At 61.5% G+C, this 13,690-nt stretch carries 12 protein-coding genes; 6 read left to right on the top strand and 6 right to left on the bottom strand.

Annotated elements, in window-relative coordinates; translation table 11 throughout:
• Positions 1 to 176 precede the first annotated feature (176 nt).
• Positions 177 to 527, top strand: coding sequence for a hypothetical protein (locus Q1A07_RS06235; protein ID WP_299778774.1), 351 nt, complete (start codon positions 177 to 179; stop codon positions 525 to 527).
• Between the two features lie 5 nt (positions 528 to 532).
• Here Q1A07_RS06235 and Q1A07_RS06230 read toward each other — a convergent pair whose 3' ends face one another.
• Positions 533 to 1,726, bottom strand: coding sequence for a MalY/PatB family protein (locus Q1A07_RS06230; protein ID WP_299778772.1), 1,194 nt, complete (start codon positions 1,724 to 1,726; stop codon positions 533 to 535).
• Between the two features lie 98 nt (positions 1,727 to 1,824).
• On the opposite strand from Q1A07_RS06230, the gene def (Q1A07_RS06225) reads away from it, so the two are divergent.
• From def (Q1A07_RS06225) to Q1A07_RS06205, 5 genes are all read left to right on the top strand, one after another.
• Complete coding sequence (gene def, locus Q1A07_RS06225; RefSeq protein WP_299778770.1) at positions 1,825 to 2,343, top strand: peptide deformylase; 519 nt, start codon at positions 1,825 to 1,827, stop codon at positions 2,341 to 2,343.
• Positions 2,340 to 2,843: a peptide deformylase gene (gene def / locus Q1A07_RS06220; protein ID WP_299778768.1), complete on the top strand. Its 504-nt coding sequence runs from the start codon at positions 2,340 to 2,342 to the stop codon at positions 2,841 to 2,843. The genes def (Q1A07_RS06225) and def (Q1A07_RS06220) overlap by 4 nt, the downstream gene beginning before the upstream one ends.
• Complete coding sequence (def, locus tag Q1A07_RS06215; RefSeq protein WP_299778766.1) at positions 2,840 to 3,337, top strand: peptide deformylase; 498 nt, start codon at positions 2,840 to 2,842, stop codon at positions 3,335 to 3,337. The genes def (Q1A07_RS06220) and def (Q1A07_RS06215) overlap by 4 nt, the downstream gene beginning before the upstream one ends.
• Positions 3,338 to 3,430: 93 nt before the next feature.
• On the top strand, positions 3,431 to 4,336 hold the full coding sequence (gene fmt / locus Q1A07_RS06210; protein ID WP_299778763.1) for a methionyl-tRNA formyltransferase: 906 nt from the start codon (positions 3,431 to 3,433) through the stop codon (positions 4,334 to 4,336).
• A gap of 13 nt (positions 4,337 to 4,349) precedes the next feature.
• Complete coding sequence (locus Q1A07_RS06205; protein WP_195821803.1) at positions 4,350 to 4,586, top strand: hypothetical protein; 237 nt, start codon at positions 4,350 to 4,352, stop codon at positions 4,584 to 4,586.
• 2 nt (positions 4,587 to 4,588) lie between these two features.
• Here Q1A07_RS06205 and Q1A07_RS06200 read toward each other — a convergent pair whose 3' ends face one another.
• The 5 genes from Q1A07_RS06200 to Q1A07_RS06180 form a co-directional block, all read right to left on the bottom strand.
• Positions 4,589 to 7,753 carry an efflux RND transporter permease subunit gene (locus Q1A07_RS06200; protein WP_299778760.1) on the bottom strand — a complete coding sequence of 1,055 codons (3,165 nt, stop codon included), beginning with the start codon at positions 7,751 to 7,753 and terminating at the stop codon, positions 4,589 to 4,591.
• 1 nt (position 7,754) lies between these two features.
• Positions 7,755 to 8,882: an efflux RND transporter periplasmic adaptor subunit gene (locus Q1A07_RS06195; RefSeq protein WP_299778758.1), complete on the bottom strand. Its 1,128-nt coding sequence runs from the start codon at positions 8,880 to 8,882 to the stop codon at positions 7,755 to 7,757.
• A 116-nt stretch (positions 8,883 to 8,998) separates the two neighbouring features.
• Positions 8,999 to 9,685, bottom strand: a complete 687-nt coding sequence (locus Q1A07_RS06190; protein WP_299778756.1) for a TetR/AcrR family transcriptional regulator — start codon at positions 9,683 to 9,685, stop codon at positions 8,999 to 9,001.
• Between the two features lie 3 nt (positions 9,686 to 9,688).
• Positions 9,689 to 11,230, bottom strand: coding sequence for a trimethylamine methyltransferase family protein (locus Q1A07_RS06185; RefSeq protein ID WP_299778754.1), 1,542 nt, complete (start codon positions 11,228 to 11,230; stop codon positions 9,689 to 9,691).
• The gene (locus Q1A07_RS06180) at positions 11,227 to 13,629 is read right to left on the bottom strand and encodes an FAD-dependent oxidoreductase (protein ID WP_299778752.1); all 2,403 of its coding nucleotides are present in this window, start codon (positions 13,627 to 13,629) and stop codon (positions 11,227 to 11,229) included. The genes Q1A07_RS06185 and Q1A07_RS06180 overlap by 4 nt, the downstream gene beginning before the upstream one ends.
• Positions 13,630 to 13,690: the final 61 nt, after the last annotated feature.

The raw sequence follows: 13,690 nt of genomic DNA, 5'->3' as shown, positions 1-13,690 counted from the left end.
AAACTCCTATTGTTCCGGGGTGAATCCTAAGGCAGGCCTTTCGTACATCACAGAGCACACCGCGCGCAGCCCCCCTGCATCCGCGCACAACGCACGGTTGCTGACATAAAAACTTAACTTGATTTTTAGGGGACGTGTCCATCATGCTGTCGTCGGGTGATGTAGGGAGTAACGATATGGAATCGATTTTTTCCAAGGAAATTCAAGCTGGTCTGGATCAGGCGCGGGTGGAGGCATTAAAACGGTCGTCGCGGCTGCGGGTAAATGTGGACGGCGACATCCTACCGGTGCTGCGCATGTGGAAGACCGGTTTTGCGCTGGAGGCGGACACGCCGAGCCTGCGCGGATTTGTGGATCTCTACGATGGCAGCCTGCATCTTTTCCAGTGCCTGATTGTCACCAGCTACGACGAAGAGGGTGAGCGGCGCTATGAGTTCAAACGCGCCACGGCCGTGTCGGAAAAACCCGCTGTGGATTTCGAGATTGGTGAGGACGCCCCCGTCGGTCTGATCGAGGACGCCCGCTGAACTGCCTATTGAAGGTCGCCGAAGGCGGTTGCGAGGCGTTCGCAGGCTTCTTTGACGCGCGACCGGGGCGTGCCGAGATTGAAGCGCATGAAGCTTTCGCCGCCTGTGCCAAAGCTGGATCCGTGGTTGGCCGCGATTTGCGCATCTTCCTGCACACGCCGGGCGATTTCTCCGGTTTCCATCCCGGTGTCTTTGAAATCCACCCACGCAAGATAAGTGCTTTCAAGGTTCATTGAGGACAGGCCGGGGATCGCATTAACCGCTGTGTCGAAAAGCCGGCGATTGCCGTCGAGATATTCGGTCAAATCATCTACCCAGGCCGCGCCTTCCGGAGAATAGGCTGCTTTGGCCATCACCAGCCCGAATGAGTTTGCCGAAAGACCGAGAGCGGACATCCGGCGGGAGAAGATCGCACGCAGGTCCGGGTCTTCGATGATCACATTGCCCGTGTGGTGCCCTGCGAGGTTAAAGGTCTTGCTCGTCGCCGTCATCATGATCAGACGGTCGGTGATCCCATCGATAAGGGCTGCGGGTATGTGGGAATGGCCGGGCATCACCAGATCATGGTGGATTTCGTCGGAGACAAGGATCAGGTCGTGGCGACGGGCGAAATCCGTCAGCTGTTGCAGCTCTTCCCGCGTCCAGACCCGTCCGCCCGGATTATGCGGAGAGCACAGGATTATCATCTTTTCTGCGCCGGTCATCTGGGCGTCATAGGCGTCAAAATCCATCTGGTACTGGCCATCCATCTGAACCAGCGGGCATTCCACGATCTTGCGTTCAGCGGCATCGATGACGCGGGCAAAGGCGTGGTAGACGGGGGTAAAAAGGATCACGCCATCGCCAGGGTCGGTAAAGGCGTCAATGCACAGGCCGGTGCCATTCACCAGGCCGTGGGTGTTGAAAATCCAGTTTTTCTCCACCCGCCACCCATGGCGTTCCTTCATCCACCACTGGATGGTTTCGCGATAGCTGTCTTCGCTGCCGTAATATCCGTACACGCCGTGATCAAGCATGCCTTTCAGCGCCAGCTGAACACACTCCGGGGGCCGGAAATCCATATCGGCGACCCACATGGCGAGACCCTGATCGGCGGAGACCCCATAGGTTTGCTGCATGCTGTCCCATTTGCAGCAATCGGTGCCACGCCGATCAATCAGGGTATCGAACCGGGTGTCATGAGGGGTGTCGAGGCTCATCAGGATCTCCTTGTTACATGCCGCAAGCTAGCGGGAATTTCGCGGGCCGCAAGCCCGCGTGTGTTGCAGCCGCTGTGATGCTGGCTTACATGAAACCCATGAAGAGAAATATTCTGTTACATCCTGACCCACGGCTGAAAAAACAGGCAGCTCCCGTCGCTGATCTGAGCGATGAGTTGCGTGCATTGGCCGATGATATGCTGGAAACGATGTATGATGCGCCCGGTGTCGGGCTCGCGGCGCCGCAGGTGGGTATTCTGCAGCGGCTTGTGGTGCTGGATTGCGTAAAAGGCGAGAATGAGCGCCCGCGACCGCTGATCATGTTCAACCCGGAAATCGTTTCCTCTTCTGACCAGATGAACGTCTACGAAGAGGGTTGCCTGTCAATCCCGGAACAGTTTGCTGATGTCACCCGCCCTGCGGAGGTCGAGGTGCGCTGGATCGACCAGAACGGCAAAGAGATGCAAGAGACGTTTGATGGCCTTTGGGCCACCTGCGCGCAGCACGAGATTGATCACTTGGATGGCAAGCTTTTCATCGACTACCTCAAGCCGCTGAAGCGTCAGATGATCACCCGTAAAATGGTCAAGATGAAGCGGGAACTGGCCCGCGCATGACGGTGCGCGACATTGTGCTTTGGCCGGACACGCGCTTGACAGAGCTCTGTGCCCGGATTGCGGCAATCACACCGGAAATTGAAACCTTGGCCAGCGATATGCTGGAGACGATGTATGACGCGCCGGGGCGCGGGTTGGCAGGCCCGCAGGTTGGCGCCATGCAAAGAATATTCGTCATGGATACGGAATGGAAAGAAGGCTCACCTGCGCCGATGGTCTTCATCAACCCAGAGATCGAGACACGCAGCGCGGTACAATCGGCTCAAAGCGAAGGGTGTCTTTCCATCCCTGGTGTCACGGTGGAAGTGTCCCGACCTGCTGAGGTCACGCTGCGCTGGACGGATTTGGCGGGGCAGGAGACGCGGCGTGTGTTTTCCGGGTTTGCGGCTGCCTGTGTGCAACACGAACTGGATCATCTGAATGGCATCGTGACGTTGGACCATCTGACGGAGGCGGCACGCGCGTCCGTAGAAGCCGATTATGCGGAGGCTCTGGCATGACCCTGCGGGCTTTCGTGAAATGGCCCGATGCCAGATTGCGGACCAAAGCCGCCGTTATTGACGAAGTTACGGACGACATTCGGACCCTTTGGGATGACATGATCGAAACGATGGATGCAATGCCGGGGGTCGGGCTGGCGGCACCGCAGATCGGGGTCATGCTACAGGTCGCCGTGGTGGATGCCTCGGATGCCAGAGATCGGCGCATTCGGATGGCCAATCCGGAAATACTGGACGCCTCGGCCATCATGAACCTGCATGAGGAAGCCAGCCCAAATCTGCCGGGGGTCTCTGCCACGATCTCGCGGCCCAGAGGGGTTGCGGTGCGGTTCATGGATGAGACCGGGCTCTACGTCCGGCGTGATTTCGTTGGGCTAGAAGCGACAAGCGTTCAGCACCAGATCGATCATTTGCAGGGACGCATGTACTTTGACCGTCTCAGCAAGGTCAAACGTGACATGCTGCTGCGTAAAGCCCGCAAGCTACAAAACTAAAGTGGCCTGAAAGCCCACCCTACCTGCTAGGAGCAAAGGGATGTGGTAGCAGGTAGGGTGGGCTTTCAGGCCACCTTTTGCAGGAGATGGAAAATGCGCGTGATCTTTATGGGGACACCTGAATTTTCGGTGCCCGTCCTTGATGCCTTGGTGGCGGCGGGACACGAGATCGCCTGCGTTTACGCGCAGCCGCCTCGGCCCTCTGGACGGGGCAAGAAAGAGCGACCCGGCCCCGTGCACAAACGTGCGCTGGCGATGGGATTGCCTGTGTTGACGCCGGTCTCTTTGAAAGATGCAGACGCGCAGGAAGTATTTCGGGCATTCCACGCGGATGTGGCGGTTGTCGTCGCCTATGGATTGATCCTGCCACAGGCTATTCTCGATATGCCGAAACTGGGGTGCCTGAACATTCACGCCAGTCTTCTGCCAAGATGGCGTGGTGCTGCGCCGATCCACCGTGCGATTATGTCCGGCGACGCGGAGACAGGTGTTTGTATCATGCAGATGGAAGCCGGATTGGACACGGGGCCGGTGCTGTTGCGAGACGCCACAAAAATCGGTGAGGAGGAGACCACGGCCACGCTGCACGACCGGCTCAGTGCGATGGGGGCTGCGCTGGTTGTGGACGCGCTGGCCCAGATCGGCCAATTGGTCCCGCAGCCTCAGCCCGAAACCGGAGTGACCTACGCCGACAAGATCGACAAATCTGAAGCCCGCGTGGACTGGCACCAGCCCGCAGAGCATGTGGACCGCCTGATCCGGGGGCTGTCCCCGTTTCCGGGTGCCTGGATCATGGATGGCGATACGCGCATCAAACTGCTCGGCGCGCGTCTTGCGGAAGGGCAGGGCTCGCCCGGTACCGTTCTTCTGGATCCACTGCGGGTTGTCTGTCAGGACGGCGCCGTCGAACTCACCTGCTTGCAGCGCGCGGGCAAAGCTGCGCAGGATGCGCAGGACTTCCTGCATGGTTGGCCAATGGCTGCGGGAAAGCAGCTTTGAGGGAGAAGGCGCAATGTTTCCAACGCTGATCGGCACCGTCGTGATTGCCGGGATTGTCGGCTATCTCTGTGAAAAAACCGGGTTTACTCACAATGGCTATCTGCAAAGCATCATCATCTGCGTGGGCGGTGCGTTTCTGTTTTACTTCATTCGGCTGATGTTTGGCTTTGGCTTTTCCAGCCCCGGTCTAAACGCAATTGCCTCTTCCATCGGCGCCTTGATCATCGTGCCCTTTCACTGGCGAAAATAGAACTATTCGGCGGGCCGTCCGGTCAGAGCAGCCTCTTCATCCGGGCGCGGTGCCCGCACACAAAGACGCAAGAGCGGCGGCACCGTGAGCAGCGTCAGGAAAGCGGACATCGACAGTCCCCCGACGACAACAGCGCCGAGACCACGATAAAGTTCTGATCCTTCGCCCGGGATCAGCACCAGCGGCAGCATCCCGAAGACCGAGGTCAGCGTCGACATGAAGATCGGCCGGATGCGGTTGCTGGTCGCCTCTTCGATGGCGGCAATGGGGGCCATGCCTTCATCGCGGAGGTGGTAGAGTGTCTGGTGCACGATCAGGATCGCGTTATTCACCACGATCCCGACCAGAATGATGAAGCCAAGGAGGGTCAGCATATCCAGAGGTTGGCTCTGGAAGGTGTTCAGCAGGGCGAGCCCGCCAACCCCGCCGGCTGCAGCGACCGGCACAGAGATCAGGATCACCAGCGGCAGAACGAAACTCTCAAAGAGGATCGCCATAACCAGAAAGACGATGATCAGCGCCACGGCGAGGTTGATCTGAATGGCATCCCAGGTCTGGCTGAGCTGATCGGCGGTGCCGGACACACTGACGCGGATGCCGTTGGGCAGCCCTTGCTCTTCCAGAACCGAGACGACCTCGGTTTCCAGCAGTTCCACCGCTGCCTCGAGCGGCAGAGCGTCGGAGGGGCGCACCTCCAGCGTCACGGTGCGCAGCCGGTCGCGGTGCCTGATCTCGGTCGGACCGGCGGTGACGACAACATCGGCCAGTGCGGTGACCGGCACGATCTGCCCCGAGGGCGTCACGACCGGGTAGTTGCCGATGTCCTGCGTCCGCTGGGCGACCTGCAGGCCCGGATCGCCTTTCAGCATCAGGTTCAACCGCTCTGCACCGACTGTGATCTCAGCCACGCGCAGCCCGTCATTGAAGGCATCAACCGTCAGGGCCAGATCAGACGCGCTGAGCCCGGCATCGGCCAGCCGCAGCCGGTTGGGCACCAGCCGAACCTCGGGGGCGCCAAGCTCCAACCCCGGGATCGGACGGAACTGATGGCCTTCAGCGCGGGGCAGCAGGCCTGCGATTGTGCCTGCCGCCTGACCGGCAACGGCCAGAATTTCATCCAGATCCTGCCCGGAGATGTTGAGCTCGATGGTGCGACCGCCGCCAACACCGCGCCCAAAAAGCGAGGGTTGCGTCATGAACCCAAAGGTCCCGGGCTCTGCGAATATCGGCGTTGACAGCACCGGGATAAGCTCGCCCGCGCGGGCGCCGTCAACGGCGGCGGCCCCCACAAAGCTGTTGCCCGGCGTTGCCACGAAGAAGAAATTCTCGATCGTCGGTGTTCCGTCTTCCATCTGGGGCGCTGGGGCGGCTTCCCAGAGCGGGCGGGCCACGCCTTCGATCCGCTGCGCGATTGTCTGGGTCGTGTCGAGGTTGTATCCGGGGGGCGGGATGATCAGGCCGAACACCAGGTTTCGATTGCCTTCCGGCAGATACTCAAGGCGCGGCAAAAAGATGACGCTGGCAATGGCCGCACCGCCCGCAATGGCGGCCACCATCATCAGACCAATGGCCCGGAACCGCACTGTCATGCGCACATAGCGCATCACCAGGCCGTGGAACCCATGGGCCAGATGATCGAGCCCCCAGATTTTCATGGTGACCTGTTCGCCCTGTTTCAGCAGGCGGCTGGCAAGGGCGGGAATGACTGTGACCGCAACGACGAGCGACAGGAGCACGGAGACCGAAATCGCAACAGCGATATCGCGAAAGAGCTGACCGGCTTCGAGCTGCATGATCAGGATCGGGATGAAGACCAGCACGGTGGTCAGGGCGGAGACGAGGATCGCCCCCCAGACCTGTTTGGCGCCCTTGTAAGCCGCCTCGCGCCGGGTCATCCCCTGTTCGCGCAAGCGGTAGATGTTTTCCAGCACGACGATGGCCGCATCGACGATCATGCCCACGGCAAAGGCAATCCCGGCCAACGAGATCACGTTCAGCGTACGACCGGTGGCGGCCATGGCGACAAAGGTGGCCACGATACTGACCGGGATGGCCAGCGACACCACCAGCGTGGCTCGGGGGCTGCGCAGAAAGGCGAGCAGGACCGCAGCAGCCAGCGCACCGCCGATCCAGATGTTCTGTGTCACCAGATCGATGGCCCCGTTGATATAGACAGTTTCATCATAGACCTGACGCATCTGCAGACCGGCATCGGAAACGGGGCCTTCGTCCAGTTCGGTCAGCACCGCGCGCACGGATTCCATGGTCTCGATGACATTGGCGCCGGGTTCGCGCACGATGTTGAAGGCAAGCCCGGGCTCGCCGCGGAAACGCAACCGGGCCCCGGGTTCCTGATAGGCAAAACCGACCTCTGCCACGTCACCGACCCGCACGCGACCCGACCCGCCATTGCCAAGCTCGGAGCGCAGCACGACTTCTTCGATGGCGGCGACCGTGTTGAGGTTACCCTCGGCGCGGACCACGTAGCGGCGTTTGCCCTCTTCGACATCCCCGGCGGAGAGGGAAATGTTTTCGTTGCGCAGGATGTTCACCACGTCCGGCACCGTCAGGTCAAAACGGGCCAACTGCCTCGGATCGACCACGACCTGCAATTCGCGGGTCACCCCGCCGAAGACATTCACCGCAGAGACCCCTTCGATCCGTTCGACCCGGTCCTTGATGATGTCTTCGACAAAATCGCCATAGGTCGGCATGGATTGGGTGTTGCCCTCCTGCGCGGTCAGCAGGACCCAGGCAATCGGGCTGTCATCTGATCCAGAGGTGTCCAGCGACGGCTCACCCGCCTCATCGGGATAATCCCCCACCCGATCCAGACGGTTCGAGACAAGCAGAAGCGATTGGCTCATATCCGTGCCGATGCCGAATTCCAGCGTCACCGATGCCTCGCCAGTTTGGGCGCGCGAGGTCATGACGTCGAGCCCTTCCAGCCCGCGCAAGGCCTCTTCCTGCCGGTTGATGATTTCCCGTTCGATCTCCGAGGGGGCGGCGCCGGGCCAGTTCGTGCTGATCACGACGATGGGTTTGCGGACGTCAGGCGCCAACTGGATCGGAATACGGGTAACGGCAATGACACCGAACAGGACGGCCATCACGACCGCGGCCATGACGGCGACGGGGCGATCAATGGCGAACCGGATGAAATCCATATCAGCCTCCGTTGCTGGCGCCCATGGGCGCGATGGCTTGTCCGGGGCGCAGACGCTCATTGCCGCGGGTGACGACAACCTCGCCCTCCTGCAGCCCGCCCAGCACTTCGAACCGGTCCCCGAGTGCGACGCCGATTTCCACCGTGCGCGGTTGCGCCTGTCCGTCCGCAGCGACGAAAACGGTCCAGCCACCGCGCGCCTGGACAAGCGCATCCTTGGGCACGGACAAGACCTCGCGCGGTTCACTGATCGGGATGGACACGGTGATCGATTGACCGATTGCGACGGTTTTCATGTCGATCAGAAGCGGCGAGGAAAAGCGTACCGGTCGTGTCCGGGTTGCGGTGTCCTCGACCGGCAGCAGCACCCGTACCGTCAGGGCAAGCTCCTCACCTGCTTCCGTGATGCCGCTGACCTCAAGTCCGGGCTCCAGCACGCGGATGTATTTTGAAGGTACGCTGGCTTCGATCTCGAAGGATTGCGTGTCCAGCAGCGACACGACCGGCGCACCGGAACTGATGAATTCGCCGGGGTTGGTGTTGACCTCCAGCACGATTCCGGAAAACGGCGCGGTGATGCGGGCGCGGTCCAACTGATAGCGGGCCTCGGCCGCATTGGCCTCGGCGGTCTGGACCCGTGCCTCGGCCTCGGCCAACTGTCCCTGAGCCTCGAAGAAATCACTTTGGGCCTCGTCGAAACGGCTGGATGAGAAGGAGGTGGTGCCGCGCAAACCTTCAATCCGCGCCAGCGCTTTTGTCGTGCGGTCAACACGGGATTTGGCCGTTGCGATGCCAGCCCGCGTTTCGGACAATCCTGCATCTGCCTGACGTGCGAGAATTTCCAGAAGCTCGGTATCCAGTTCGGCGAGGATATCCCCTTCGGTTACGGTAACTCCTTCGAGCACATGAACTTTTTCTACGGTCCCTGCGATACGGCTGGCTACGGTCCCTTCGCGGGAGGTGACCACCTCGGCAAAGAGCGGCACCGTTTCCGCGATGGATTGCACTTCGACGGTTTCGACGCCAACGGCAGCAGGCCCGCCTTGCGCGGCCACCGTGCTGCCCGTCGCCAGAAGAACACCGGTCACAAGCAAAGAACGCAGCAGATTCGGAAACGGATTTATACTCATGGATATGCTTTCTGTGCCTGACGCAGGCGGTAGGGCTGGGACTTAGGTAAGTCCTGCAGCAGTCAAATACCACTTTGGCGCGCAAACGCACCTGCAAATTCCAGTGATCACTCAGATTATTCCGGTGCTTTGCCCGATTCAAGGTCACGCGCATAGGCGATGAGGGCATCGACTTCTTCGGCAAGCGGCTCTTGCCCGGTAAATCCCAGCAGATAACTGGACACCAGACGGCTGCGTGCCTCCATCGGCTCATTCAATTGCGCGTCGTCGTACCCGATTTGCATGTAGTAGAGGATGCGCGCCCGCGCGACGGCTTCCAGATCGGGATATCCGAACCGGGCGAACATCGCGCGCAACGCCTCCAGCCGCTCGGCCTCGGAGGCATGCAAAACCTCGCGCACGCGCGGTGCCCGGCGTGCCCAGTCCCGTATGGCAAAATCGAGCCGCGTGCTGAAAAGCGCCGGGTTGATCACGCAGCGAAAGACATTGCCGACAGCTTCGGTGATGGTGTTTGCCGGGGCCTGCGCCTTGGCCACAAGGGCGGCGGTGTTGGTTTTCTGCCAGTGGTCAAGCAGGGCATCCAGCAAATCCTGCCGCGATTTGAAGTACCAGTAGAAGCTGGAGCGGGAGACCTGCAGTTTCTCCCCGATGAGCTGAACTTTCACACCCTCCACGCCGTGAGCCAGCAACGCTTCCAACGCCGCGTCCAGCCAGTCTTGCCGGGTCACCTTGATATTGCCTACGAGGGGGGCTTCAGTCTCGGAGACGTCCGGGGGCGGGCCGGGTTTTCGCGGGGCGTTCATGTTTTAGCTTTCCGGTGGCGCACCGCCCGCAGCGGATTTCCGGCGGATGTTGTCGCGCAGGTGGCCGAGGGCGGCTTCATCCACGCGCGGCCCCGCAGCCTCTGCCACAATCTGTTTCCACATATCGGTCGCGCGGGTGGTTGCATCCTTGCCTCCGCGCTCCTGCCATGTGCCAAAATTTGAGAGGTCCCCGATCAGCGGTTCGTAGAAGGCGGTCTGATATCGCTCCATCGTATGGGCCGCACCAAAGAAATGCCCGCCCGGTTGCACTTCTTCCAGCGCTTCCAGACCGATATCGGCGACGTCCGCTGGTGTTTCCGTGCAAAGCTCTGCAACCATTTGAAGGACTTCCAGATCGGTAATCAGCTTTTCGTAGGATACGGTCAAACCCCCTTCAAGCCAACCGGCGGCGTGGATCACAACAGTCGCGCCTGCGAGTAGGCACCCCCAAGTGCCGAATTGCGTTTCATTGGCGGCCTGTACGTCGCCGAGGTTCGCCGCCGAGCCGGAGGCGCAACGCCAGGGCAGGCCAATTTTGCGCGCCAGCTGTCCGGCGGCGAGGCTGGCCTTGAAATGCTCGGGCGTGCCAAAGGCAGGTGCGCCGGATTTCATGTCGACGTTTGAGGTGAAGGTGCCATAGCAGACCGGCGCGCCGGGGCGGACAAGTTGCGTTAGGGTGATCGCAGCAAGGGCTTCGGCATGGCTGAGCGTCATCGAACCGGCCACGGTGATCGGTGCCATTGCACCCATAAGGGTGAAGGGGGTCACGATGCTGACTTGCCCGGCCTTGGCGAAATCCATCAGCCCCTGCGCCATCGGGATGTCGAGGGTGCGGGGCGAATTGGTGTTGATGATCGTGTAGCAGTGGCTTTCTGCTGTGAACTCTGCGTCGGAGAGACCGCGAAAGTCGCGCAGCATTTCGAAGCTTTGCGTCACCTGCGGTGTGCCACGCGAGAAGATGAAGGGCACCTTGTCCGACAGGGATAGCTGCGCATCCAGCGTCGCGTAGTGGCGCAGGTGCATCGGGATGTCTTGCGGTTCTATCAGGGGCGGGACCATGTGCAGGACGTCGAAGTGCTGGGTCAGTTGCACCAACTCGCGAAAGTCGCGCTCGGTGCCCGGGCGGCGACCCCGTTCGAGGTCGGTGGCATGCGGCGCGCCCGCGCCGGGCTGGAAGACCAGATTGCCGAGTTCCAGCGTGATATCGCGGTCACGGACAGCGCCGCGCACGGGGATGGCGCGGGGCGCGCCGGCCAGTGCCGCCTCAACCATCTCCCGCCCGATGTGCACCATCTCGGTGTCGTCATGCACCGTCGCGCCGCCGGACTTGTAGGCCGCGCGCGCGGCGGGCAGCAGCACCTTGACGCCCAGCCGTTCGAGCACATCAAGCGCGGCCTCGTGGATCGCTTCGATCCGGTCGTCAGAGAAAACCGACATGGGCGGGAAGGGGTTGCGCAGATTGCGATAATCCACCTGCCGCTTGACCGGCGGGCCACCTCCACCGCGGCGCGTGCGCCGCCGCCCGGTTTTTTCCGCAAGGGTCATGCCCGCATGGCCCTGCCCTGGGGGTCATAGGGCGAGGGCGGGATGACCTTGGCCGCACGTTCCACCCCCACCACATGCACGCTGAGCGCGGTGCCCGGTTGCGCGTGCTCCGTGTTCACCAGCGCCATGGCGAGCGATTTGCCGGTCGTGTGCCCATAGGCGCCGGAGGTCACGAAGCCGATCTTCTCCTCGCCTGCCCAGATGGGTTCGTACCCGCTGGCATCCGCATCCTCAGCGTCAATCTCCAGCGTGACCTGGATTTGGGCAGGGCCGTTTCCGTCCCGCTCGGCTAAGGCGGCGGATTTGCCGACGAAGTCCTTGCTCCAGTCGATCCAACGGTCCATGCCGGTCATGCCGGGCGTGTAACCTTGTGTGAATTCCGCGTTCCAGATGCCGAAGCTCTTCTCGATCCGTAGGCTCAGCAGCGCATTGAAGCCGACCTCGCGGATACCTTCGGTTTCGCCAGCCTCAAGGAGGATGCGGCGCAGGGTGGCATGATCGCCTGCCCGGCAGTGAATTTCGTACCCCAGTTCACCTGTGACCGACAGCCGCCCGACCTTGCAGCGCAGAAGCCCGATGTCGAAGGCGCCGCAGCCCATGAAAGGCAGATCGCCCACCGGGCCCTCGGTCAGCTTTTCGATGACCTTGCTTGATGCGGGACCGGAGAGTGAGAAGCCGCCCATCTCGTCACCGAGATCTCGGACAGTCACCCCATCTTCCATGTGGTCATTGAACCACCGCATGTGCCAGGCGCGCAAATAGTAGCTGCCCATGATCCACCAGGTTCCGTCCCCCCAGTTGAAGACGGTCAAATCGCCTTTCAGGCGTCCGTCTTCTGCCAGCATGGGCGCGAGCTTGGCGCGGCCTGGTTTGGGCAATTTCGACGCCATGACCCGATCGAGCCATTTTTCGGCGCTGGGGCCCGTGACCTCGAAGCGGGAAAAGCCGGTGATGTCCAGCAGGCCGACACCATTGCGCACGGCGTGGCATTCGTCGGCCACGATGAGATGCGCGTTGGAGCGTTTCAGCGAGGGTGTTTCCTCGAACCCCGGCTCGGCAAAGTAGAGCGGCACTTCCAGATCCCAGCTTTGGCCCCACTGACAGCCCGCGGCGGTCATATCCGCATAAGCCCCAGCGGTCTTCAGCGGGCGGCCGGCGGGCAATTGTTCGTTCGGATAGGTCATCACGAAGCGGCGGGTGTAGAACTGGCCCGTGGTCTCCTTTATGTACTGCTTGTTCTCGGCCCATACCCCGTAGCGGGCCACATCCATGCCATAGACATCCGCCTCTGGCGTGCCGTGTATCATCCATTCGGCGAGGCTTTTGCCGACCCCGCCGCCCTGCAGGAAACCCGCCATCACCGCGCAGGCGGACCAATAGCCCCGCTTGCCCGGCACAGGGCCCACCAGCGGGTTACCGTCGGGCGAGAAGGTGAAGGCACCGTTGACCCACGTTTTGACGCCCACCTCCTGCAGGCAGGGGTAGCGCTCAAAGCCGAGCGTCAATTCTTGCTCGATCCGGTCCGGGTCCTCCTGCTGCAGCTCGAAGCCGTATTCCCACGGCGCGCCATCCATCATCCAATGCTGATGGTTGATCTCATAGATGCCCAGCAGCACGCCCTTCTGGTCCTGCCGCAGATAGGTGAAGCCCTCCAGATCCACAGTCATCGGCACCTCGAAGTCGAGCTGTTCCAGCTGCGGGATCGTGTCGGAGATCAGGTAGTGGTGATTCAGCGGCGAGACAGGCAACTCGATGCCTGCCATGCGCCCGACCTGCTTGGCCCAGAGACCGGCGGCATTGACCACATGCTCGCAGGTGACGGTGCCCTTTTCGGTCACGACCTCCCAGCCTTGCAGGGTCTGGTTCAGTTCCAGCACCCGGTTGTGCTCAATCACTTCGGCCCCGCGTTTTTTGGCGGCGCCTGCATAGGCGTGCACGGTGCCGGTTGTGTCGATGTACCCCTCGCGGTCGGCCCACATGCCGCCGAGCAGCCCCTCGCCGGACATGATGGGGTTGAGCGAAACCGCTTCTTCAACACTGACCAGCCTGCAATCGTCGATCCCAATGGACTGAAAGGTGCGATAGGCCGACTGTAGCCACTCCCAGCGATCAGGCGTGCCCGCCATGGTCAAACCGCCGGTCATGTGCAGCCCGATGTTCTGGCCGCTTTCCGCCTCGATCTCGCTGAGCAGGTCGATGGTATAGGCCTGCAGCTGCGCAATGTTCGGGTCGGCGTTCAGCGCGTGAATGCCCCCCGCCGCGTGCCAACTTGAGCCCGCAGTCAGCACCGAGCGTTCGATCAGACAGACATCCGTCCAGCCAAGCTTGGCCAGATGATACAAGACGGAGGCGCCGACAACACCGCCCCCGATCACGACAACGCGGTAATGCGACTTCATGGCAGATCCTCCCGATGATCGTTGCGTCAGCTCTGGACAGTGATGTACAGTACTGTCCAGA

Source organism: uncultured Roseobacter sp. (assembly GCF_947492555.1).
In the GTDB taxonomy this organism is placed as follows: Bacteria; Pseudomonadota; Alphaproteobacteria; order Rhodobacterales; family Rhodobacteraceae; genus Roseobacter.
This window is presented reverse-complemented; position numbering and strand designations above follow the sequence as displayed.

What these genes read in the sequence shown, in the direction of transcription:
- Q1A07_RS06185 (WP_299778754.1), bottom strand. Translation starts at nt 11,230, where the DNA reads ATGACCCTTGCGGAAAAAACCGGGCGGCGGCGCACGCGCCGCGGTGGA.
- Q1A07_RS06205 (WP_195821803.1), top strand. Translation starts at nt 4,350, where the DNA reads ATGTTTCCAACGCTGATCGGCACCGTCGTGATTGCCGGGATTGTCGGC.
- Q1A07_RS06180 (WP_299778752.1), bottom strand. Translation starts at nt 13,629, where the DNA reads ATGAAGTCGCATTACCGCGTTGTCGTGATCGGGGGCGGTGTTGTCGGC.
- Q1A07_RS06230 (WP_299778772.1), bottom strand. Translation starts at nt 1,726, where the DNA reads ATGAGCCTCGACACCCCTCATGACACCCGGTTCGATACCCTGATTGAT.
- def (WP_299778768.1), top strand. Translation starts at nt 2,340, where the DNA reads ATGACGGTGCGCGACATTGTGCTTTGGCCGGACACGCGCTTGACAGAG.
- Q1A07_RS06190 (WP_299778756.1), bottom strand. Translation starts at nt 9,685, where the DNA reads ATGAACGCCCCGCGAAAACCCGGCCCGCCCCCGGACGTCTCCGAGACT.
- Q1A07_RS06235 (WP_299778774.1), top strand. Translation starts at nt 177, where the DNA reads ATGGAATCGATTTTTTCCAAGGAAATTCAAGCTGGTCTGGATCAGGCG.
- def (WP_299778766.1), top strand. Translation starts at nt 2,840, where the DNA reads ATGACCCTGCGGGCTTTCGTGAAATGGCCCGATGCCAGATTGCGGACC.
- Q1A07_RS06200 (WP_299778760.1), bottom strand. Translation starts at nt 7,753, where the DNA reads ATGGATTTCATCCGGTTCGCCATTGATCGCCCCGTCGCCGTCATGGCC.
- fmt (WP_299778763.1), top strand. Translation starts at nt 3,431, where the DNA reads ATGCGCGTGATCTTTATGGGGACACCTGAATTTTCGGTGCCCGTCCTT.
- def (WP_299778770.1), top strand. Translation starts at nt 1,825, where the DNA reads ATGAAGAGAAATATTCTGTTACATCCTGACCCACGGCTGAAAAAACAG.
- Q1A07_RS06195 (WP_299778758.1), bottom strand. Translation starts at nt 8,882, where the DNA reads ATGAGTATAAATCCGTTTCCGAATCTGCTGCGTTCTTTGCTTGTGACC.